The sequence below is a fragment of the Streptomyces sp. NPDC058086 genome (assembly GCF_042885015.1).
Classification (GTDB): domain Bacteria; phylum Actinomycetota; class Actinomycetes; order Streptomycetales; family Streptomycetaceae; genus Streptomyces.
The window spans coordinates 24,475-44,614 of sequence record NZ_JBHVST010000059.1 but is presented as its reverse complement, the minus strand read 5'-3'; the positions used below and the strand labels follow the sequence as shown (position 1 = coordinate 44,614).

Sequence of the window (20,140 nt, the reverse complement as noted above, 5' to 3'; positions counted from 1 at the left end):
CCGTCGGGATCGCTCAGCCGATGGGCCGACCGTACGCCCGTAGGGTGCGCAGGGCCTCGATCGTCACCATGGGGCGGCACTCCAGGGCGGTACCCGGTGCCCACTGGCGCCAGCGGATCGGCCAGCCGCCGTCCTCCCGCTGCTCGCCCGCCAGGAAGTCGAGCGAGCGCGCCATCTCCTCGTCGGTGAACCATGCGCGCGCGAGTGACGCCGGGGTCTTCGCGTAGTCGTGCGGGAAGTGGTGCTCGTCCGGGGCGTATCCGGGCGCCACCGGAAACGCCTCCAGGCGCGCCGGGTCCAGTGCCGCGAGCCGGTGCTCGCGCACCAGGCGGCCCAGCCGGTCGGCGGCGGCCTCCGCGCGCGGGCGGTCGGGGGCGGAGTCCAGGAAGGCCACGGCCGCCTCGACCTCGTACGGGTGCGACTTGTCCAGGGACTCGACCGCCCGCCAGCAGAAGTCGGTGGCCCGGAACAGCCAGGCGTGCCACACCTCGTTGAGGTGCAGCAGGCCCACCACGGGCCCGGTGGCGAGGAGTTCACTTGGCGGGTCGTCGACGATCGGCACGAAAGGAGCGTGCGGATAGCCACGCTGACTGGGATGGACCGCCGGCAGTGCGCCGTCCGCCGTCGACACCGAGGTCAGATAGCGGCACACGCGCTCCACGCGCTGTCCGCCGCACCGCCCGATCGAGTCGAGGACGCGCAGCGCGTGCCCGGTGTGCAGCGGCTGGCTGACCGGGCCGCGCAGATCGGGTTCGAGCGCGTGACCGTATCCCTCGTCGTCGTTGCGGTAGGCGGCCAGCGCGGTCTCCACCGCATCGGCGGCGCCGACGTCGCTGTTCAGGAAGTGGTACGCGAAACGGCGCTGCTCCAGCACGCGTGCGGTGAGCCAGATGAAGTGCTCTGCGCGCGAGAGCGGGGTGTGCGCCGGGGGCGTCGGGGGGAGTGGGGATGCTCCTGATTCGGCCATGTCTCAGACCGTAGGACGGAAAGCGGTCTCGGCAAGGGGTCCCGGCGCGGGCCCACTCTCAGGGGCGGGATACTGGAGTCATGCGGTTGACGGTCTTCTGGCAGCGGATGGCGGATCACTTCGGTGAGGCGTACGCCGACACCTTCGCGCGCGATCATGTGATGACGGAGCTCGGCGGACGGACCGTGCACCAGGCGCTGAACGCCGGCTGGGAGGCCAAGGACGTGTGGCGCGTGGTGTGCGCGACCATGAACGTTCCGTACGAAAACCGCTGACGGACCCCGAAGATCCGGGGCCCGTCACCGATTGTCGGTGGAGTGGGCGAGACTTGCCCCGTGGCCCCGACAGACGAGACCGCGCAGGTCGCCCAGCAGACATCCCCCTTCGGCACGACGCCGCCCACTCCGCCCCCGGGCGGGGACGCCTCCGGGCAGGGCGCGCGCATGCCGCGCTGGCTGCCGCGCGCGATGGTGCTCGCGCTCACCCTCGTCGCCCTGTTCCAACTGGGCAGTTGGGCGTTCCACCAGCTCATCGGGCTGCTGATCAACATTCTGATCGCGTTCTTCCTGGCGCTGGCCATCGAGCCCGCGGTGAGCTGGATGGCCTCGTACGGTGTGCGCCGGGGGCTGGCCGCCTTCCTCGTCTTCTTCGGTCTGCTGATCGTGACGGCCGGATTCATCACGCTGCTCGGCTCGATGCTCGCGGGTCAGATCATCAAGATGATCGAGGGCTTTCCCGAGTACCTGGACTCGGTGATCAACTGGATCAACTCGACCTTCCACACCCACGTGAGACGGGTGGACGTCCAGGACAGCCTGGTGCACTCCGACTGGCTGCGGAAGTACGTGCAGAACAGCGCGACCGGCGTCCTGGACGTGTCCGCGCAGGTGCTGGGCGGTCTCTTCAAGCTGCTGACGATCACGCTGTTCTCGTTCTACTTCGCGGCCGACGGGCCCCGGTTGCGGCGTGCGTTGTGCTCCGTGCTGCCGCCCGCGCGACAGGCAGAGGTGCTGCGCGCGTGGGAGATAGCCGTCGACAAGACAGGCGGCTATCTGTACTCGCGCGGTCTGATGGCGCTGATCTCCGGCATCGCGCACTACATCCTGCTGCAGGCCCTCGGCGTGCCCTACGCGCCCGTGCTCGCCGTCTGGGTGGGTCTGGTCTCGCAGTTCATCCCCACCATCGGTACGTATCTCGCGGGCGCCCTGCCGATGCTGATCGCCTTCACCGTCAACCCCTGGTACGCGCTGTGGGTGCTGATCTTCGTCGTGGTCTACCAGCAGTTCGAGAACTACGTACTGCAGCCCAAGCTGACCGCCAAGACCGTGGACATCCATCCCGCGGTCGCCTTCGGCTCGGTCATCGCGGGCACCGCGCTCCTCGGGGCCGTCGGCGCCCTGATCGCCATCCCCGCGGTCGCCACCCTCCAGGCCTTCCTGGGGGCCTATGTGAAGCGGTACGACGTCACGGACGATCCCCGGGTGCACGGCCACCGGACCAGGAGGTCGCCCTCCTTCCGCGCCCGTCTGCGGGGGCTGCTCGGCCGATGAGGCCGATGATTCACCAGGTGAGGGCCGCCCACACTCCGGCGGCCAGGACCGCCGCCGCGTAGCAGCCGACCGCCGCGTGGACGACCCGCTGCCGTGTCCGATCGCTCCATGGCGTGTGCGACAGCAGCCGGGCCAGCGCGGGCAGGACCAGCACGGCGTGCAGGCTCACCCCGTGCAGCGGCTTGAGCGGGGCCGTCGAGTGGTACGCCGCCTCCTGGTGGCCGGTGCGGGTGAGGACGACCCCGCGCGCGATCATCGCGGCGCCCGACGCCAGCGCGACGAGCAGGATCGCGAACCCGGAGCGCAGCGCGAGCGGCATCCCCAGGGGGCCCGAGGGCCGGTTCCGGAAGGAGGCCACCGCGAACACGGTGAGCAGCACCACGAGGACCCCGCCGCCCACCGCGAGCGTCATCGACACCGCTGTGTCGAAGCCGGTCTCCATGTTGAGATGCGACGGCACCCGGCGCCACGCCTGCAGGGTGATCCCGCCCACCTCCACGACACAGTCGGCGGCGAACACGACGAGCAGTGCCGAGCGCAGACGCGCTCCGACCCGCAGATACGACGTGACCCACGTGATCGCGATCAGCGTCAGCCCGAAGGAGAGCCCGAACGTGACGGGCTTGCGCCAGGAGACGGGCCCGTCCCAGGGGCCGCCGTCCACGGCGAAGACCACCAGATGCGCCAGCCCGGAGAGCACCAGCACGGCGCCGGTCGCGTGGCAGAGCCGCTCGGCGGGACGCACTCCGCGCCACGGCCCGCGCCGCACGGGGCGCACCGGGGACGGTCGTGCCGGTGGGGCGACGGCGGTGGTCACGGCGGGAGCGGGGGTTTTGCTGCGGCTCTCCATGAGGTTCAAGCTTCGGCGGCCAGGGCCCTGAGGTCGTCGTACGGCCGAAGACTCCGGTGGTACGCCCCGTGGAGTAGGCGGGGATCCCGGCCGTTGTCGGTCCGCGAACGTACGCTCGGAGGTGTCGAGTGGTGCGCTTGACACCAAAATCGAACATCCATTCTTATGGAATCTCCGGCGAGGCTCTCGGCGGGGATTTCGGCAGGGTTTTCACAGAGATGTACCCGAGTTATCCACAGGCTGGACGGGTGTCGGGGCGCATTGTCAGTGGCAGGCGTTAGCGTCTTTGACGTGAAGCGATCGACTCAAGCAAACCGGGTGGAACCCATGGCAGGTACGGACCGCGAGAAGGCGCTCGACGCCGCGCTCGCACAGATTGAACGGCAATTCGGCAAGGGCGCGGTGATGCGCCTGGGCGAGCGGCCGAACGAGCCCATCGAGGTCATCCCCACCGGGTCGACCGCGCTCGACGTCGCCCTCGGTGTCGGCGGCCTGCCGCGCGGCCGAGTGGTGGAGGTGTACGGCCCGGAATCCTCCGGTAAGACGACGCTGACGCTGCACGCGGTGGCGAACGCGCAGAAGGCCGGCGGCCAGGTGGCCTTCATTGACGCCGAGCACGCCCTCGACCCCGAGTACGCGAAGAAGCTCGGTGTCGACATCGACAACCTGATCCTGTCCCAGCCGGACAACGGCGAGCAGGCGCTGGAAATCGTGGACATGCTCGTCCGCTCCGGCGCGCTCGACCTGATCGTCATCGACTCCGTCGCCGCCCTGGTGCCGCGGGCGGAGATCGAGGGCGAGATGGGCGACTCCCACGTGGGTCTGCAGGCCCGTCTGATGAGCCAGGCCCTGCGGAAGATCACCAGCGCGCTCAACCAGTCGAAGACCACTGCGATCTTCATCAACCAGCTGCGCGAGAAGATCGGCGTGATGTTCGGCTCCCCGGAGACCACGACGGGTGGCCGGGCGCTGAAGTTCTACGCCTCGGTGCGACTCGACATCCGCCGCATCGAGACGCTGAAGGACGGCACCGACGCGGTCGGCAACCGCACCCGCGTCAAGGTCGTCAAGAACAAGGTCGCGCCCCCCTTCAAGCAGGCCGAGTTCGACATCCTCTACGGGCACGGCATCAGCCGCGAGGGCGGCCTGATCGACATGGGCGTGGAGCACGGCTTCGTCCGCAAGGCCGGCGCCTGGTACACGTACGAGGGCGACCAGCTCGGCCAGGGCAAGGAGAACGCGCGCAACTTCCTGAAGGACAACCCCGACCTCGCCAACGAGATCGAGAAGAAGATCCTGGAGAAGCTGGGCGTCGGTGTGAGGCCGGTGGAGCCCACCGCCGAGCCGGGCGCGGACGCGGCGGTCTCGACCGCCTCGGACGAGGCCGCGAAGACGGTGCCCGCTCCGGCGGCCAAGGCCACCAAGTCCAAGGCCGCGGCGGCCAAGAGCTAGTCCATGACGCGACGAACCGACTGGGCCGAGTACGCCTACCCCGTCCCCCCGCGGGGGCAGGGGCGCGGGGGGAACGGCGACTCGGCCGGAGACGGTGAAAGAGCGCACGGCGGGGACGGGCCATACGGGGACGAGACGTACGGCGGCTCCTCCAGGTACTCCGGTGACACGTATGGCTCCGAGGGGTTCCACGGCGGGGATCCGTACGGCAGTGACGGTCCGGCGGGCGAAGGCGACGGCCTGACGGACGGTCACGGTTCTCCGGGCGGTGCATCGCGCCGTGGCGGTGGGCGGCGCGGCGACGGGGGGCCGCGAGGTGGACGAGGGCGTCGGAGGCGTGGCGGTTTCGGCGAGCCGTCCGACGACCCACAGGACGGAGGCACTCCTTCCTCGTCGAGGGCCGAGAAGGGGGAGCCCCCAGGGGACCCGGCTGAGCGGGCGCGGGCGATCTGTCTGCGCCTGCTCACCGGGACCCCGCGCACGCGGAAACAGCTCGCGGACGCGTTGCGCAAGCGTGAGATTCCCGACGATGTGGCGGACGAGGTGCTGTCACGGTTCGAGGAGGTCGGGCTGATCAACGACGGTGCCTTCGCGGACGCCTGGGTGGAGTCCCGGCACCACGGCCGGGGTCTGGCCCGGCGGGCGCTCGCGCGGGAGCTGCGGACCAAGGGCGTGGACTCGACGCTGATCGACGAGGCCGTCGGGCAGCTCGACTCCGAGCAGGAAGAGGCGACGGCGCGCGAGCTCGTCGCGCGCAAGCTTCGCTCCACGCGCGGCCTCGACCGCGACAAACGGTTGCGACGCCTTGCGGGCATGCTCGCCCGCAAGGGCTACTCCGAGGGGATGGCGCTGCGCGTGGTTCGCCAGGCGCTGGAGGAAGAGGGGGAGGACACGGAGGGCTTGGGGGACGAGGGGTTCTGAGCCTTGGGTCGGGGGTCGGGGGTTGGGGGCGGGCCTCGGCCTGGTAACTGGGTTCTGAACTCGCTGTACGCCTGTGGGCAGCCGGACGGTTGGGCTCAGGGGGGACCGGGGACTGAACCCGATCGCGACTCGGATTCAGACTCCGGCCACTGTCCAACTCCCCTTCGTGAGGGTGGGGTTAACCCCCGGAGGGAGACGCCGGGTTGCCGCAATGCACAGGTGTCTGTGCACAGAGGACTGTGTACGCATGGCACAGGAACCCGGCGCGGAACCCATGGCGAGGCGGGGCGAGGAGACTTCGGGCGGCTCCACCGAGCTCGCCGACCTCGCCACGCTCAAGGCCCTCGCGCAGCCCCGTCGGCAACGCATGCTTCAGTACCTGACCGTGCACGGCCCCGCCACCTCGGCGACGCTGGCCCGGGCGCTCGGGCTCAACACCGGAGCCACCAGCTACCACCTGCGTGAGCTCGCTCGGTACGGCTTCGTGGAAGAAGTGGACCGACCGGCGGAGGCGGGCGGCCACGGCAGGGAGCGCTGGTGGCGGGCCGTCCCTGGTGACCGCCGCTTCCCGCCGCGCAGTCGGCAGACTCCCGAGATGCGGCTCGTCATGGACGAGCTGAACCACCACGCGTACGCCGCCGACCTCGAACTCTTCGAGCAGATGCAACTGCAACTGCAGATGCAGAGGCTGCGGACGCGGGGGGTGGACGGGGAGGCGGGCGAAACCGATCCCTGGGTCGACGCCTTCCCCTACTCGCGCGGCAGCATCCGGCTGACGCTTCCCGAACTCCGTGCGTTCTTCGAGGAGTACATCGCGCTCCTCAACCGCTACAAGCGCCCTGAGGCCGACACCCCGCCCGGCGCGCGCGCCGTGCTCACCCGGTTCCTGGCCTTCCCGGCCCCCGTCACCGTGCCCGAAGCCAAGCCCGATGCCGCACCCGAGAACCGCCCGGCACCCCACGACAGACCAGGGAGCGAGCTCTCATGATGCTGCGTTACGCCCTGCGGACCGTCCGAGCCCGCAAGGGAGGCTTCGTCGGTGCTTTCTTCGCCTTGATGTGCGCGGCCGCTCTCATCACCGCCTGCGGCACCCTCCTGGAGACGGGCCTGCGCGGCACGATCGCCGCCGAACGGTATGCCGCGACGCCCGTCGTGGTCTCCGCCGACCAGAACGTCCACCAGACCACCGTCAAACACAAGAAGGGCAAGACGAAGGTCAAACACAAGGCCAAGCCGATCGCCGAACGGGCCTGGCTCCCGGGCGACCTCGCCACCGAGCTCCGGAAGGCGCCCGGCGTACGTGAGGTCATCCCCGAACTGACCTTCCTGGCCGAGCCCTTGGCACCCGGCAGGGCCATCGACAAGGACCGGCCCGCCTACGGGCACGCCTGGGACTCCGCCGCGCTGACCCCGTACACCCTCACCACCGGCACCGCCCCCAAGGCCGACGGCGATCTCGTCATCGACCGCCGTCTCGCCGAGCGCGCCCACCTCGAGCCCGGCGACCGGCTCACCGTCCAGTCGACGCAGAGCCCGCGGACCTACCGGGTGACCGGAATAGCCGCCCCCGCCCAGGAGGTGCGGCACCAGACGGCCCTCTTCTTCTCCACCGCCGAGGCCCGCCGCCTTGCCGCCCACCCCGGACAGGTCACCGCCTTCGGGGTGCTTCCCGCCAAGGGCACGGACGCGGCCGTGCTGAAGCGATCGGTCAGCACGGCGCTGCACGGAGCCAGGGCGCCGTACGGTACGACCGCGCAGGTCAGTGCCGGCGACGGCCGAGGGCCCGTGGAGTTCCTGGACGCGGCCGCCGCGCGTACGAAGCTGGTCAGCATGGGCGGTGCGATGGGCGGCACCTCACTGCTCGTGGCCGTCCTCGTGGTGGTCGGGACCTTCGCGCTCTCCGTGCAGCAGCGCCATCGCGAACTCGCCCTGCTGCGTGCCATCGCTGCCACGCCGGGGCAGATCCGGGCGCTCCTCGGCCGTGAGGCACTGATCGTCGGGGCCGCCGCGGGTACCGTCGGCGCGTTCGCGGGGCTGCCGCTGGGCGGTTGGCTGCACGGCCGGTTCGTGGCCATGGGCGCCGTGCCGGCCACGCTTCAGCACACCGTCAGCGTCTTCCCGCCGTTCGCCGGGCTCGCCGCGACACTGCTCGGTGCCTGGGCCGCCGCCCGTGTCTCCTCGCGCCGGATCGCCCGGATCCGCCCGGCCGAGGCGCTCGCCGAGGCCGGGGCCGAGCGCACCCGCCCGGCGTGGGGACGGATCCTCGCGGGTCTCGTCCTGCTCGCCGGCGGTGCCGCCCTCGTCGCCGTGCTCAGTGTTCTGCGTACGGAACCCGCCTCGACTCCCGTGACCTTCCTGGCCGTCGTGGTCCTCGCCTCCTCCGTCGCGCTGCTCGGTCCGCTGCTGGTCAGGGCGGCCGTAGCCGTGCTCGGAGGCCCGCTCGCGCTGACCGGGCCCAGCAGCCGACTGGCGCGTGCCAACCTCCGTGGCCATGCCGCCCGGATGGCCTCCGTCGTCACCCCTCTGACCCTCCTCATCGGCATGACCTGCACCGTTCTCTTCGTCCAGCCGACCCTGGGCAACGCGGCCCGCACCCAGGCCCGCGAGGGCATCCGCGCCGACTGAGTGGTGGCCGCCCAGGGCCCCGGCGTACCGGCCGAGGCCGCACGGCGGCTGCGTACGCAGCACGACACCGTCACCGAAGTGGTCCGTACGACCGTCCGTGTGGGACTCGACAAGTACGCGGCGCAGGGCGTCACACCCAGGGGCCTCACCCGCACCTGGGACCCGGACGTCACCGCCGGCTCCCTGAAGAAGCTGACCGAGGACACTGTCGCCGTCAGCGAACTCGCCGCCGACCAGCTCCACCTGAAGCCCGGCAGCCCCCTGAAACTCACGCTGGGCGACGGAACACCCGCCACGCCGACGGTCGTGGCCGTCTACGCCAAGGGTCTTGGTTTCGGCGACCTCACCCTCGCCCATGACCTGGTCGCCCGCCATGTGGACAACCCGCTCGCGACCTCCGTCCTCGTCAGCACCGCCCGTACACAGACACAACTCGCGACTACCCTCCGTGAGTTCCCGGGGATCCACGTCCTCGCCCCGGCCGCCGCCGACTCGATCCAGGCCGCACGGCAGCAGGCGAACGCCGAGGTCAACTATCTCGCCATGGGACTCGTCCTGGCCTTCACCGCCATCGCCGTCGTCAACACGCTGGCCATGTCGGTCTCGGAGCGTGTCCGCGAGTTCGCGCTGCTGCGCCTCGCCGGGGCGACCCGGCGCCAGGTGCTGGGGATGCTGCGCACGGAGGCGCTTTCGGTCCTGCTGCTCGCCACCGCGCTCGGCAGCGGAATCGCGCTCGCCGTCCTGACCGCGTTCAGCGTCGGTATGACGGGCCGGGCGGCTCCGGCGGTCACACCTCTGGTGTACGTCACCGTGGTCGCGCTCGCCGGGCTGCTCGCGCTCGTCGCCACCGCGCTGCCGGGCCGGGTGGCGTTGCGGGTGCGCCCGGTCACGGTGGCCACGGCCAAGGAGTAAGGGGCGGTACGCAAAGGAGTGAGGGGCGGTACGCGAGTAAGGGGCGGCACGCAATGGTGGGGCGCCCCTTACACCAGGGACGCCCACCAGCCACGTACGCCGCAGGGCGATCGTGAGCCGGGAGCTAGGCCGTCACCGGGAAACCGGCGGCCTTCCACGCCTGGAAGCCGCCGACCAGGTCGGTCGCCCGGTGCAGTCCGAGCTGCTGGAGGGAGACGGCGGCGAGGCTGGACGCGTACCCCTCGTTGCAGACCACCACGACCCGCAGATCGTGGCTCGTGGCCTCCGGGGCGCGGTGGCTGCCCTGGGGGTCGAGCCGCCACTCCAGTTCGTTGCGCTCGACGACGAGGGCGCCGGGGATCAGTCCGTCGCGCTCGCGCAGGGCGGCGTACCGGATGTCGACGAGGAGGGCTTCGCCGGTCTGTGCGGCGGAGTACGCCTCCTCGGCCTCCACCCGGTCGAGTCCCTCGCGGACCCGTTCCAGCAACGTGTCGATGCCCACCGGGCCGGGTGTGCTCACTGCCAGTCCTCCGGACGCTCGACGTGCTCCAGGCGCAGCACCTGTCCCGTGCGGCTGTAGCGGCGGATCCGGGGCAGGGGCGGGTAGTAGGCGTGGACGGAGACCGCGTGCTCCTCGGTGGACTCGTTGAGCACCTCGTGCACGTGGTGGCGGCCGAAGGAGCGGCCCTTGCCGGCCGGCAGCCGACGTTCGCGGTCGACGTCCTCGGAGAGTTCGAGGGTCTTCCAGCCGTCGCTGGGCAGGCGGGCGGCGAGCGAGTACTCCTTGAGCTCGCCAGCGGCGGCGACGAAGGCGCCGACCGAGTCGGCGTGGTCGTGCCAGCCGGTGCCGGTGCCGGGGGGCCAGCCGATGAGCCAGGCCTCGCTGCCGCCGGGGCCTTCCAGGCGCACCCAGGTGCGGCCCTCGGGGTCGAGGGGGAGGGAAGCGATCAGTTCGGTGTCGGCGGCGGTGCGGCGCACGAAGTCGAGCAGGTCGGCCTGGGTGGGGGCCTGGACCGGTGCGGTGGGGGAAGGCGTGGTGGAGGGGGTGGACATAGACACGGGTACCGTCCTGGGCGTTCGCGTGGGTGCGCGCGGCAGCCGACAGCGAGAGGCGGCGCGCAGGGAGAGAAGAGCTGCGAATTCAGCAGGACGGGCGACACACGCAGCCCGCATAGCGGACGAGGTCCATATGGACCCTCCGCCACAGGCGCACACAGGTGTCGGTCACGATCCGGAGTACACCATGGCGCTCTGGGCCGGTCAACTCACTGTCACTATGTGGACCATCCGGTGACCGAGGGTGCCGCGATGGCCGTGGCTCCGCCCCCCGGACGAGTTCGGTGATCTGACCCTGGTGGTCCGGGGCCGACCGGACCACCAGGGCCGTCAGGTCGTACTCGACGCCGTCTCCGCTTCCGCCTCCGCCGTGGCGGGGCCGCCCAGTGTCGCCTCGGCCGCCGCGTACAGGTCGGCCGGACGCACCCCGCTCAGCGCGGTGACCAGGTGGCCGTCGGGGCGTACCAGGAGCACGGTGTGTGCCGCCGCGCCGGGATAGCTCTCGGCGACCAGCAACTCGGCGCGGTGCGGCAACGCGGTCACGGCGGCCGCGAGCCGGGGCATGATCCCGGCCGTCACCCAGTGCTTGCGCGCCCACACGCCCGTACCCGGAGCGATCAGCACGACGAGCAGCACCCCGCGACCGAGCCGCTCCCGCAGCTGTACGAACGAGCCGTCTTCCGCGGTCACGCGTACGTCGACGACCGCCGCACCGGGCGCCGTGTCCACCGGGGTCTCCGACTCGGTGTGCGCGGGCGCGAGCGGCGAGTCGGCGTACGCCCCTGGCGCACCCAGCGGGCCGCGTCCCAGATGGCCGTCCGTGAGCAGCGCGTCGTGGCCACGGGCCGACCCGGGGACGTACGAGCGCAGGCCTCCGCCGCTGCGCAGCAGTGGCAGCGCCTGGTCGGCGGCGCGCAGCCGGGCGGCGACGACGGCCCGCCGCTCCGCCTGGTAGCTGTCGAGCAGTGCCTCGTGCGGGCCGTGGTGCCAGGCGAGCGCCAGCTTCCAGGCGAGGTTGTCGGCGTCCCGCAGGCCTTCGTCCAGGCCCTGGGTGCCGAGCGTGCCGAGCAGGTGCGCGGCGTCCCCGGCGAGGAAGACCCGGCCGGCCCGCCAGCGGCGGGCGAGGCGGTGGTGGATGGTGTGGACTCCAGTGTCGAGCAGCTCGTACGGGGGTGTGGAGCCGGCGTTCCAGCCCGCGAGGGTCTCGCGGATGCGTGCCACCAGCAGGTCGGGGGTGACCAGGTCCTTGCCGGGCGGCAGCAGCCAGTCCAGCCGCCACACGTCGTCGGCGAGGGGACGCGCGGTCACCTCCCCGCTCGAGGGGCCCGACGTCCGCCACGGCGGCATCCGGTGCAGCAATGCCTGGCCGGGCCAGGGAAGTTCCGTACGCAGCGCCGCCACGGCGTGTCGTTCGACGGCCGTACGTCCGGGGAAGCGGATGTCCTGGAGCTTGCGCACGGTCGAGCGCGGGCCGTCGCAGCCGACCAGGTAACTGCCGCGCCACCAGGTGCCGTTGGGGCCGCGGGTGTGCGCCGTGACGCCCGAGGACTCCTGCTCGATCGAGTCGAGGCGGCTGCCCACGGCGACCTTGATCAGCCGTTCGTGGATGATGGCCTCACGCAGGGCGCCGGTCAGTGCGTGCTGGGCGAGGTGCAGCGGGGCGGGCGCGTCGGCGCCCTCGGGGGCCTGCGCGTCAGCGGTCGGGCCGAGCCCGGCGTTTTTCAGGCTCTGCGCGCTCCCCCTCGGGTCCCGCGCGTTCCTCCCGGAGCGCTGGGCGCCACTCCCCGAGCCGTGCGCGCCGGTCCCGAAGGCCTGCGTGCCGCCCACCGCGCCCCCGAGGTCTTGCGCATCGGCTTCGAAGTCCGGCGAGTCCGTGTCGGACGCCCGGGCAGCGAAGTCGATCTCGCGCATCACCTGCTTGCGCCGCATCGACCGCCATCCGGCCCAACGGAAGCCCGCATCCGTGAGGGGCAGGCCCGTCAGGCGCTCGACGAGCGCGGCCGTGTCCTCGCGCAGCACCACCGTCCGCGCGAGCCGTTGTTCGTCCTTGCCCGGCCCCTCGTCGAGGACCACGCAGGGAACCTCCTGGCGGGCCAGCGCAAGGGCCAGCGTGAGGCCCACGGGCCCCGCGCCGACGATGATCACCGGGTCCACGGCGCGCGGCCCCCTGCCCGGAGCGGTGTCCTGAGGAACGGTCGGGAACAGGCAGTTGGAACGGGGTGCACGATCACAGAACGTATGCAACCCATTGCCGGTGCTTGCGTCAAGTGACGGGGGCAGTGGCGATCATGCCACTGCCCCCGTTGACGCCGACGAAGGGTGAGGATCCGTCAGATGGGGATGCCGCCGCCCGCGCCGCCCGCGCCCGTCGACTCCGTGCCCCCGACCGCGGCCGGCGCAAGCACCACGCCCGTCGACTTCTTGCCGCGCCGCAGTCGTCCCTCCAGCCAGCTCGCGAAGCTCGTGAGGCTGAAGTTGAGCGCGATGTAGATCAGGGCCACGACGGTGAAGCTGGCGATGGTGTTCGCGCCGTAGTACGCGCTCATCGGGCTGACGGAGGCGAGCAGCTCGGGGAAGGTGAGGATCGCGCCGCCGATCGCCGTGTCCTTCACGATCACGACGAGCTGGCTGACGATCGCCGGCAGCATCGCGGTGACCGCCTGCGGCAGCAGGATGAACCGCATGACCTGGTTCTTGCGCAGACCGACGGCCATGGCCGCCTCGGACTGCCCCTTGGGCAGCGACAGGATGCCCGCGCGGACGATCTCCGCGAGGACCGAGGAGTTGTAGAGCACCAGTCCCGTGATGACCGCGTAGAACGGACGGTCGTCCGAGCTGATGTTCGCGTACGCGGAGTACGCGGCGTCGGCGAAGATCATGAGGACCAGCACCGGGATGGCGCGGAAGAACTCCACGACCGCGCCCGCCGGGATGCGTATCCAGGCGTGGTCGGAGAGCCGGGCGATGCCGAAGAAGGCGCCGAGCGGCAGGGCGATGACCATGGAGAGGGCTGCGGCCTTCAGGGTGTTCAGCAGTCCCGGCCAGAGGTACGTGCTCCATGCCTCGCCGTGGACGAAGGGCTTCCACTTTTCCCAGGCGAGCTGGTCCTTGTCGTTGAGGCTGGTGATCACCCACCACAGCAGGGCCGCGAAGGCGACCAGGAACAGCGCCGAGTAGAGGATGTTGCGCCGCTTGGCGCGGGGGCCCTGGGCGTCGTACAGGACGGACGTCATCGCTTCACCGCCACCTTCTTGCCCACCCAGCCGAGGAGGAGGCCGGTCGGCAGTGTCAGACACATGAACCCGAAGGCGAAGACGGCGGAGATCGCGATGAGTTGGGCCTCGTTCTCGATCATGGACTTCATCAGGGTGGCCGCTTCGGCGACACCGATCGCGGCCGCCACCGTGGTGTTCTTCGTCAGGGCGATCAGCACGTTCGTCAGCGGACCGACGACCGAACGGAACGCCTGGGGAAGCACGATGAGGGTGAGGACCTGGGTGAAGTTCAGACCGATGGCGCGGGCCGCCTCCGCCTGCCCGACGGGCACGGTGTTGATGCCGGAGCGCAGCGCCTCGCAGACGAAGGCCGAGGTATAGGCGATCAGACCGAGCACGGCCAGCCGGAAGTTGACCGTCTCGACCTGGTCCGAGCCGAGACTCACCAGCAGGGTCTGGTTGAGACCCAGCGAGGTGAACAGGATGATCACGGTCAGCGGGATGTTCCGCACGATGTTGACGTAGGCGGTGCCGAATCCGCGCATGAGAGGCACCGGACCGACCCGCATGCCGGCCAGCAGGGTTCCCCATATCAGGGAGCCGACGGCTGAGAGGACGGTGAGCTTCACCGTCATCCAGAACGCTCCCAGCAGGTCGTAACCTTGAAGAAAGTCGAACACGATTTCCCGCGCTTCCGCGTGTGGTGATGCCCGGGTGCGCCGCCCCCCAAGGGCGGCGCACCGGCGGGCCCTACATCAGCTGACGATGTTGCCGATCTTCGGAGCGGGCTCGTTCTTGTACTGCGCCGGACCGAAGTTCTTGTCCACGGCCTTCTTCCAGGAACCGTCGGAGACCATCGCCTCGAGAGCCGTGTTGATCTTGGCCTTGAGGTCGCTGCCCTTCTTGACGCCGATGCCGTAGTTCTCATTGGTCATCTTGAAGCCGCCGAGCTTGAACTTGCCCTTGAAGGCGGCCTGCGAGGCGTAGCCGGCGAGGATCGAGTCGTCCGTCGTCAGGGCGTCGATCGCCTTGTTCTGCAGACCCGTCAGGCAGGCCGAGTACGTCGGGTACTGCTGGAGCTGGGCCTTGGGCGCCAGCTTGTCGTGCACGTTCTGCGCCGAGGTCGAACCGGTCACGGAACACAGCTTCTTGCTGTTGAGGTCCGACGGCGACTTGATGGCGGTGTCGTCGGCACGGAGCAGCACGTCCTGGTGGGCGAGCAGGTAGGGACCGGCGAAGTCGACCTTCTGCTGGCGCTCGGGGGTGATCGAGTAGGAGGCGGCGATGAAGTCGACGTCACCGCGCGAGAGCGCGTTCTCGCGGTCGGCGCTCTTCGTCTCCTTCCACTCGATCTGGTCGGGCTTGTAACCGAGCTTTCCGGCGACGTACGTGGCGACGTCGACGTCGAAGCCCGCGTAACCCTGCGGGGTCTTCTGGCCGATGCCCGGCTGGTCGAACTTGATGCCGACGGTGATCTTGCCGCCGCCACCGTTCGAGGAACCGCTGTCCTTCTTGTTGTCGGAGCCGCACGCCGTGGCGGTCACGGCGAGCGCGAGCACGACGGCCGAGGCGGCGGTGACCTTGCGGAGCTTCATGGTGAACATCCTTTGGGTGGAGAGGAGATGCAGGTCTTCAGGCATGGGCTTCAGTGAGGAACGTCAGTGATGAACGTCGGTTCAGGAACGAACTTCAGGAACGAACTTCAGTGATGACGAAGCGCAGGCCGTCAGTGGTGAAGGATCTTCGACAGGAAGTCCTTGGCGCGGTCGCTGCGGGGATTGCTGAAGAACTGGTCCGGCACGGCCTCTTCGACGATGCGACCGTCGGCCATGAAGACCACCCGGTTCGCAGCCGAACGGGCGAAGCCCATCTCATGGGTGACGACGATCATGGTCATGCCGTCGCTCGCGAGCTGCTGCATGACTTCCAGGACCTCGTTGATCATCTCGGGGTCGAGCGCCGAGGTCGGCTCGTCGAAGAGCATGACCTTGGGGTCCATCGCCAGCGCCCGCGCGATCGCGACCCGCTGCTGCTGACCGCCCGACAACTGCGCGGGGTACTTGTCCGCCTGGGTGCCCACGCCCACCCGGTCGAGCAGTCCGCGGGCCTTCTCCTCGGCCGCCTTCTTGTCGGCCTTGCGGACCTTGATCTGACCCAGCATCACGTTCTCGAGCACCGTCTTGTGCGCGAAGAGGTTGAAGGACTGGAAGACCATGCCCACGTCGGCCCGCAGCCGGGCCAGCGCCTTGCCCTCGTCGGGCAGCGGCTTGCCGTCGATCGTGATGTCGCCCGAATCGATCGTCTCCAGGCGGTTGATGGTGCGGCACAGGGTGGACTTCCCGGACCCGGAGGGCCCGATGACCACGACGACCTCGCCACGTGCGATCGTCAGGTCTATGTCCTGGAGCACGTGCAACGCGCCGAAGTGCTTGTTGACGCTCTTCAGGACGACCAGGTCCTCGGTCGCGGCCACGGCATCCTTGGCCACCGATACTTCGGTCATCGCTCTGGGGCTCCGTCCTCCTCGGTTTCGGTGGACAGTAGTGACCCCGTGCGACCAGCGTCATTACATCTGAGGGGAACTTGAGCATCACGATCCGGTAGCAATCGGACACGGGTCGTAGCAGCTGTCGCGCGACCGCGTACCGGCTGGGTAACGGAAGCCCTCCGCGACCCGAAGCCTCTTGACGCGGTCGTGATCCATCGGCGTGACTTCCTTGGTGCACACGCGTGTGCGCCGCGATCCAACAGGATCAGACCGTACGACCGATGAACCGGAGGGGGCCGGAGTGAGACTGCTGCTCGTCGAGGACGACAACCACGTCGCGGCTGCCCTGTCCGCGGTGCTGGCGCGACACGGCTTCGACGTCACGCACGCCCGCAGCGGCGAGGAGGCCCTGCAGGCGCTGGTTCCGGAAAGTGACGGCTTCGGTGTGGTCCTGCTCGACCTGGGCCTGCCCGACCAGGACGGCTACGAGGTCTGCGGCAAGATCCGCAAACGCACCAGCACTCCGGTGATCATGGTCACCGCCCGCTCCGACGTACGGTCCCGGATCCACGGCCTCAACCTCGGCGCCGACGACTACGTGGTGAAGCCCTACGACACGGGAGAACTGCTCGCCCGTATCCACGCCGTCAGCCGGCGCAGCGTCCCCGACGACGCCGCCGGTTCCGGCGACTCCGCGCTGCGGCTCGGGCCGGTCCGCATCGAACTGCCCACCCGCCAGGTCAGCGTCGACGGTTCGGTCGTCCAACTGACCCGCAAGGAGTTCGACCTGCTCGCGCTGCTCGCCCAGCGGCCCGGGGTGGTCTTCCGCCGGGAGCAGATCATCAGCGAGGTGTGGCGCACCAGTTGGGAGGGGACCGGGCGCACCCTGGAGGTGCATGTCGCGTCCCTGCGCTCCAAGCTGCGCATGCCGGCGCTGATCGAGACCGTGCGCGGCGTGGGGTACCGGCTCGTCGCTCCCGCGGCGTAGCGTGCACCGGTGCGTACCCGCCTCCTTCCGCTGCTGATCGTCCTGATGGCAGCCGTGCTGCTCGCGCTCGGCATCCCGCTCGCCGTGAGTGTCGCGGCCGCCGAGCAACAGCGTGTGGTCGTCGACCGCATCGACGACACGGCACGCTTCGCCGCCCTCGCGCAGTTCGTCACCGACCAGCCGGCCGGCGGCTCCCGGGTGGGCACGACGGACGAGCGCGGGGAGACCCTGCGCAAGGAACTCGTCGCGTACTACGAGGTGTACGGCATCCGTGTCGGGGTCTTCTACCGCGACCTCGCGCCCATGGCCAACGCGCCCGAGAACTGGTACGTGGTCGGGAAGGGCGAGGGGCGCGACGCCTTCAACGAGGCGCTCCTGGGCCGCCGCAGCCACGACCCGGAGCAGGTCTGGCCGTGGCAGCGCGACCGGCTCGTCGTCGCGTCGCCGGTCATCCGGGACGGTGACGTCATCGCGGTCGTGGTCACCGACTCGCCCACCGGACAGATGCGTTCGAAGATCCTGCACGGCTGGGTGATCATCGGCGCGGGCGAGGTCGCCGCGATGCTCCTCGCCCTCGGCGCGGCGCTGCGGCTCACCGGCTGGGTGCTCAGGCCGGTACGCGTCCTCGACGCCACCACCCACGACATCGCGACCGGACGGCTGAAGTCCCGGGTCGCGGTCGCGGGCGGTCCGCCGGAACTCAGGCGCCTGGCCCGGTCGTTCAACGAGATGGCGGACAACGTCGAAGACGTCCTGGAGCAGCAGCGCGCCTTCGTCGCCGACGCCTCGCACCAGTTGCGCAACCCGCTCTCGGCGCTGCTGCTGCGCATCGAACTGCTCGCGCTCGAACTGCCGGAGGACAATGAGGAGATCGCGTCGGTCCGCACCGAGGGCAAGCGCCTCGCCGAGGTCCTGGACGACCTGCTCGACCTGGCGCTCGCCGAGCACGCCGAGGCGGACCTGCGGCTGACCGACATCGGTGAGCTGGCGGCCGAGCGCGTCGCGTCCTGGTCACCACTGGCCGACAGCAAGGGCGTACGCCTGACGGGGACCTGCCCGGCCACCACCGCCTGGGCCGACCCGGTCACCCTGTCCAGCGCCCTGGACGCGGTGATCGACAACGCGCTGAAGTTCACACCCGAGGGCGAGGACGTCGAGGTGGCGGTCGCGTCGAACGGCGAGGTCTCGACGGTGGTCGTCACCGACCGCGGTCCGGGCCTCAGCGACGAGGAACTGGCCCGCATCGGCGACCGCTTCTGGCGCAGCGCGGGGCACCAGAACATCAAGGGCTCGGGCCTGGGCCTGTCCATCTCGCGGGTACTGCTCTCGGCGGGCGGCGGATCCATCGCGTACGCCCGTCACGAGCCGCACGGCCTCAAGGTGACGGTGACGGTGCCGAGGTCGCGGCCCGAGTCGTGAGCGGGGCGGCCAGGGCCGGGGGTTGCGGCCGGGTCGCGGCAGGGTGGTGCGGCCAGGAGGCGGCCCGCGCTACGGCTTGACCGAGCGGTAGTAGCGCCGGGCGCCCTCGTGCAGGGGCAGCGGGTCCGTGTAGATGGCCGTGCGCAGGTCCACCAGCTGGGCCGCGTGCACCTGACGGCCGATGCCGTCGCGGCTGTTGATCACCGTACGGGTGAGCTCCTCGGTGAGCCGGGCGTCCGAGTCCTCCCGGGTGATCAGGAAGTTCGCCACCGCCAGCGTCTGCACGGACGAGCCCTGCTGGGCCTCGGGGTAGGCGTCGGCGGGCATCACCGCGGACCGGTAGAAGCGGGCTGCGCCGCCCTGCTCGTGCAGTTTCGCGACGAGGTCGCCGGTGATCGGCACCAGCCTGACGGCGAAGCTCTTCGAGAGCTGCTGCACCGCGCTCGTCGGCAGGCCGCCCGACCAGAAGAAGGCGTCGATCTTGTGCTGTTCGAGCAGGTCCGGCATGGTGCCGATGCCGTCCGGACGCGGTTTGATGTCCTTCGCGGAGTCGAGCCCGGCAGCCTGTAGAACATGCTCCGCTATCAGCCGTACCCCGGAACCGTCCGGCCCCACGGCGACCCTCTTGCCCCGCAGGTCCGCCACCGACTGCACGGACGAGGAGCGCGGGACGACCAGGTGCACATAGTCGTCGTACAGCCGGGCGCAGCCGCGCAGTTGGCCCGCTCCCGGCTTGTTCTCCAGGATGTACGTCTCCACCGCGTCGGCCGCCGCGATGGTGAAGTCGGCCTGGCCCGTGGCCACCCGGCGGACGTTCTCCTGCGAGCCGTCGCTGTTCTTCAGCCGGACGTCCAGGCGTGGCATGTCCTTGGCGAGCGCGGTCTGCAGCAGCGTGCCGTACTTCTGGTACACCCCGGTCGGGGTGCCTGTGCTGAACGTGATCCTGCCGCCCGGCGACTCCTCGCCCAGCGGCAGCAGCCACCACAACAGCAGCCCGAACACCACGAGCGCGGCGGCCGAGCCGAACAGCGCGCGGCGCCGGTCGATACGGGGGAGTGGCAGGAACATGCGCGCGATCCTGCCAGCCGGGGGGCCGTCCTGACCAGGGCGGGGCCGAGAGGAGGCCGGGGAGGGAACGGGAGACGGGGAGGTACGGGGCCGGTAGGGGTGCGACATCGGGCCCGCGGGGGTGGGGCGTCGGCTGGGTAGGGTCGGCGGATGCAGACCTCGCCCGACTCCCCGGTCACTTCTTCCCCGTCTCCCGTTCCCTCCCCGGCTTCTCCCTCCCCGGCTTCCCTGGTCCGTGAGTTCCACCTCGCCTTCGGGCTCGACGCGCGCAGCACGCCGACGGAGGTCTCCCCGGCGCTGGCCGCCCACCGCGGTGAACTGCTCGCCGAGGAGGCCGCCGAAGTCGCCGAGGTCTCGGTCTCGGGCCCGCTGGACCGGCTGGCGCACGAGCTGGCCGACGTCGTGTACGTGGCGTACGGCACCGCGCTCGTCCACGGCATCGACCTCGACGCGGTGATCGCCGAGGTCCACCGCTCCAACATGACGAAGCTGGGCCCCGACGGCCGCGTCGCCCGCCGGACCGACGGCAAGGTGCTCAAGGGGGAGCACTACCGGGCGCCGGACGTGTCGGAGGTACTGCGGGGGCAGGGGTGGAGGGGCGCGGACGCGTAGGCCCCTTTGCTCGATCG

General features: G+C 70.5%; 19 protein-coding genes and 1 pseudogene. 9 read left to right on the top strand and 11 right to left on the bottom strand.

Annotated elements, in window-relative coordinates:
- Positions 1-13: 13 nt before the first annotated feature.
- Positions 14-967 (bottom strand): hypothetical protein, encoded by a 954-nt coding sequence (locus ACFVWD_RS35475; protein ID WP_389602112.1) that lies wholly within the window; start codon positions 965-967, stop codon positions 14-16.
- An 80-nt stretch (positions 968-1,047) separates the two neighbouring features.
- Between ACFVWD_RS35475 and ACFVWD_RS35470 the strand changes: the two genes are divergently transcribed.
- Together ACFVWD_RS35470 and ACFVWD_RS35465 are read left to right on the top strand one after the other, a co-directional pair.
- Entirely contained in the window at positions 1,048-1,242 is a 195-nt protein-coding gene (locus ACFVWD_RS35470) for a DUF3046 domain-containing protein (protein ID WP_101401028.1), read from the top strand.
- A 60-nt stretch (positions 1,243-1,302) separates the two neighbouring features.
- The gene (locus ACFVWD_RS35465) at positions 1,303-2,517 is read left to right on the top strand and encodes an AI-2E family transporter (RefSeq protein WP_389602110.1); all 1,215 of its coding nucleotides are present in this window, start codon (positions 1,303-1,305) and stop codon (positions 2,515-2,517) included.
- Between the two features lie 10 nt (positions 2,518-2,527).
- Here the strand turns inward: ACFVWD_RS35465 and ACFVWD_RS35460 are convergent, their stop codons facing one another.
- Positions 2,528-3,367: a hypothetical protein gene (locus ACFVWD_RS35460; protein WP_389602108.1), complete on the bottom strand. Its 840-nt coding sequence runs from the start codon at positions 3,365-3,367 to the stop codon at positions 2,528-2,530.
- A 327-nt stretch (positions 3,368-3,694) separates the two neighbouring features.
- Between ACFVWD_RS35460 and recA the strand changes: the two genes are divergently transcribed.
- From recA to ACFVWD_RS35440, 4 genes and pseudogenes are all read left to right on the top strand, one after another.
- Entirely contained in the window at positions 3,695-4,819 is a 1,125-nt protein-coding gene (gene recA / locus ACFVWD_RS35455) for a recombinase RecA (RefSeq protein ID WP_190172332.1), read from the top strand.
- Between the two features lie 3 nt (positions 4,820-4,822).
- Entirely contained in the window at positions 4,823-5,740 is a 918-nt protein-coding gene (gene recX / locus ACFVWD_RS35450) for a recombination regulator RecX (RefSeq protein ID WP_389602106.1), read from the top strand.
- A gap of 247 nt (positions 5,741-5,987) precedes the next feature.
- Entirely contained in the window at positions 5,988-6,728 is a 741-nt protein-coding gene (locus tag ACFVWD_RS35445) for a helix-turn-helix domain-containing protein (protein WP_389602104.1), read from the top strand.
- Positions 6,725-9,277, top strand: a pseudogene (locus tag ACFVWD_RS35440) (FtsX-like permease family protein). Before ACFVWD_RS35445 ends, ACFVWD_RS35440 begins: the two are co-directional and overlap by 4 nt.
- 124 nt (positions 9,278-9,401) lie before the next feature.
- Here ACFVWD_RS35440 and ACFVWD_RS35435 read toward each other — a convergent pair.
- The 8 genes from ACFVWD_RS35435 to ACFVWD_RS35400 form a co-directional block, all read right to left on the bottom strand.
- Positions 9,402-9,797: a rhodanese-like domain-containing protein gene (locus ACFVWD_RS35435; protein WP_389602103.1), complete on the bottom strand. Its 396-nt coding sequence runs from the start codon at positions 9,795-9,797 to the stop codon at positions 9,402-9,404.
- Positions 9,794-10,330 (bottom strand): cysteine dioxygenase, encoded by a 537-nt coding sequence (locus ACFVWD_RS35430; protein ID WP_389602141.1) that lies wholly within the window; start codon positions 10,328-10,330, stop codon positions 9,794-9,796. Before ACFVWD_RS35430 ends, ACFVWD_RS35435 begins: the two co-directional genes overlap by 4 nt.
- 88 nt (positions 10,331-10,418) lie before the next feature.
- Positions 10,419-10,490, bottom strand: a complete 72-nt coding sequence (locus ACFVWD_RS35425; protein ID WP_309544753.1) for a putative leader peptide — start codon at positions 10,488-10,490, stop codon at positions 10,419-10,421.
- A 173-nt stretch (positions 10,491-10,663) separates the two neighbouring features.
- A complete protein-coding gene (locus ACFVWD_RS35420) occupies positions 10,664-12,487 on the bottom strand; it encodes an FAD-dependent monooxygenase (RefSeq protein WP_389602101.1) in 1,824 nt (607 codons plus the stop codon).
- Positions 12,488-12,663: 176 nt separating this feature from the next.
- Complete coding sequence (locus ACFVWD_RS35415; protein WP_389602099.1) at positions 12,664-13,566, bottom strand: amino acid ABC transporter permease; 903 nt, start codon at positions 13,564-13,566, stop codon at positions 12,664-12,666.
- Complete coding sequence (locus ACFVWD_RS35410) at positions 13,563-14,228, bottom strand: amino acid ABC transporter permease (RefSeq protein WP_261688866.1); 666 nt, start codon at positions 14,226-14,228, stop codon at positions 13,563-13,565. The genes ACFVWD_RS35415 and ACFVWD_RS35410 overlap by 4 nt, the downstream gene beginning before the upstream one ends.
- A 75-nt stretch (positions 14,229-14,303) precedes the next feature.
- On the bottom strand, positions 14,304-15,143 hold the full coding sequence (locus ACFVWD_RS35405) for a glutamate ABC transporter substrate-binding protein (RefSeq protein WP_389602097.1): 840 nt from the start codon (positions 15,141-15,143) through the stop codon (positions 14,304-14,306).
- 131 nt (positions 15,144-15,274) lie between these two features.
- Positions 15,275-16,051 (bottom strand): amino acid ABC transporter ATP-binding protein, encoded by a 777-nt coding sequence (locus ACFVWD_RS35400; RefSeq protein WP_054229851.1) that lies wholly within the window; start codon positions 16,049-16,051, stop codon positions 15,275-15,277.
- Positions 16,052-16,337: 286 nt separating this feature from the next.
- Here ACFVWD_RS35400 and ACFVWD_RS35395 point away from each other — a divergent pair, with 286 nt between their 5' ends.
- Positions 16,338-17,024, top strand: a complete 687-nt coding sequence (locus ACFVWD_RS35395) for a response regulator transcription factor (RefSeq protein ID WP_168511806.1) — start codon at positions 16,338-16,340, stop codon at positions 17,022-17,024.
- Positions 17,025-17,033: 9 nt separating this feature from the next.
- On the top strand, positions 17,034-18,443 hold the full coding sequence (locus ACFVWD_RS35390; protein ID WP_384915647.1) for an ATP-binding protein: 1,410 nt from the start codon (positions 17,034-17,036) through the stop codon (positions 18,441-18,443).
- A gap of 69 nt (positions 18,444-18,512) precedes the next feature.
- Here ACFVWD_RS35390 and ACFVWD_RS35385 read toward each other — a convergent pair whose 3' ends face one another.
- Positions 18,513-19,511, bottom strand: a complete 999-nt coding sequence (locus ACFVWD_RS35385; RefSeq protein WP_389602095.1) for a TAXI family TRAP transporter solute-binding subunit — start codon at positions 19,509-19,511, stop codon at positions 18,513-18,515.
- Between the two features lie 150 nt (positions 19,512-19,661).
- Here ACFVWD_RS35385 and ACFVWD_RS35380 point away from each other — a divergent pair, with 150 nt between their 5' ends.
- Positions 19,662-20,123, top strand: coding sequence for a MazG nucleotide pyrophosphohydrolase domain-containing protein (locus tag ACFVWD_RS35380; protein ID WP_389602093.1), 462 nt, complete (start codon positions 19,662-19,664; stop codon positions 20,121-20,123).
- The last annotated feature ends 17 nt before the right edge of the window (positions 20,124-20,140 follow it).

What these genes read in the sequence shown, in the direction of transcription:
- ACFVWD_RS35380 (WP_389602093.1), top strand. Translation starts at nt 19,662, where the DNA reads ATGCAGACCTCGCCCGACTCCCCGGTCACTTCTTCCCCGTCTCCCGTT.
- ACFVWD_RS35475 (WP_389602112.1), bottom strand. Translation starts at nt 967, where the DNA reads ATGGCCGAATCAGGAGCATCCCCACTCCCCCCGACGCCCCCGGCGCAC.
- ACFVWD_RS35460 (WP_389602108.1), bottom strand. Translation starts at nt 3,367, where the DNA reads ATGGAGAGCCGCAGCAAAACCCCCGCTCCCGCCGTGACCACCGCCGTC.
- ACFVWD_RS35415 (WP_389602099.1), bottom strand. Translation starts at nt 13,566, where the DNA reads ATGACGTCCGTCCTGTACGACGCCCAGGGCCCCCGCGCCAAGCGGCGC.
- ACFVWD_RS35470 (WP_101401028.1), top strand. Translation starts at nt 1,048, where the DNA reads ATGCGGTTGACGGTCTTCTGGCAGCGGATGGCGGATCACTTCGGTGAG.
- ACFVWD_RS35400 (WP_054229851.1), bottom strand. Translation starts at nt 16,051, where the DNA reads ATGACCGAAGTATCGGTGGCCAAGGATGCCGTGGCCGCGACCGAGGAC.
- ACFVWD_RS35445 (WP_389602104.1), top strand. Translation starts at nt 5,988, where the DNA reads ATGGCACAGGAACCCGGCGCGGAACCCATGGCGAGGCGGGGCGAGGAG.
- ACFVWD_RS35405 (WP_389602097.1), bottom strand. Translation starts at nt 15,143, where the DNA reads ATGAAGCTCCGCAAGGTCACCGCCGCCTCGGCCGTCGTGCTCGCGCTC.
- recX (WP_389602106.1), top strand. Translation starts at nt 4,823, where the DNA reads ATGACGCGACGAACCGACTGGGCCGAGTACGCCTACCCCGTCCCCCCG.
- ACFVWD_RS35385 (WP_389602095.1), bottom strand. Translation starts at nt 19,511, where the DNA reads ATGTTCCTGCCACTCCCCCGTATCGACCGGCGCCGCGCGCTGTTCGGC.
- recA (WP_190172332.1), top strand. Translation starts at nt 3,695, where the DNA reads ATGGCAGGTACGGACCGCGAGAAGGCGCTCGACGCCGCGCTCGCACAG.
- ACFVWD_RS35430 (WP_389602141.1), bottom strand. Translation starts at nt 10,330, where the DNA reads ATGTCCACCCCCTCCACCACGCCTTCCCCCACCGCACCGGTCCAGGCC.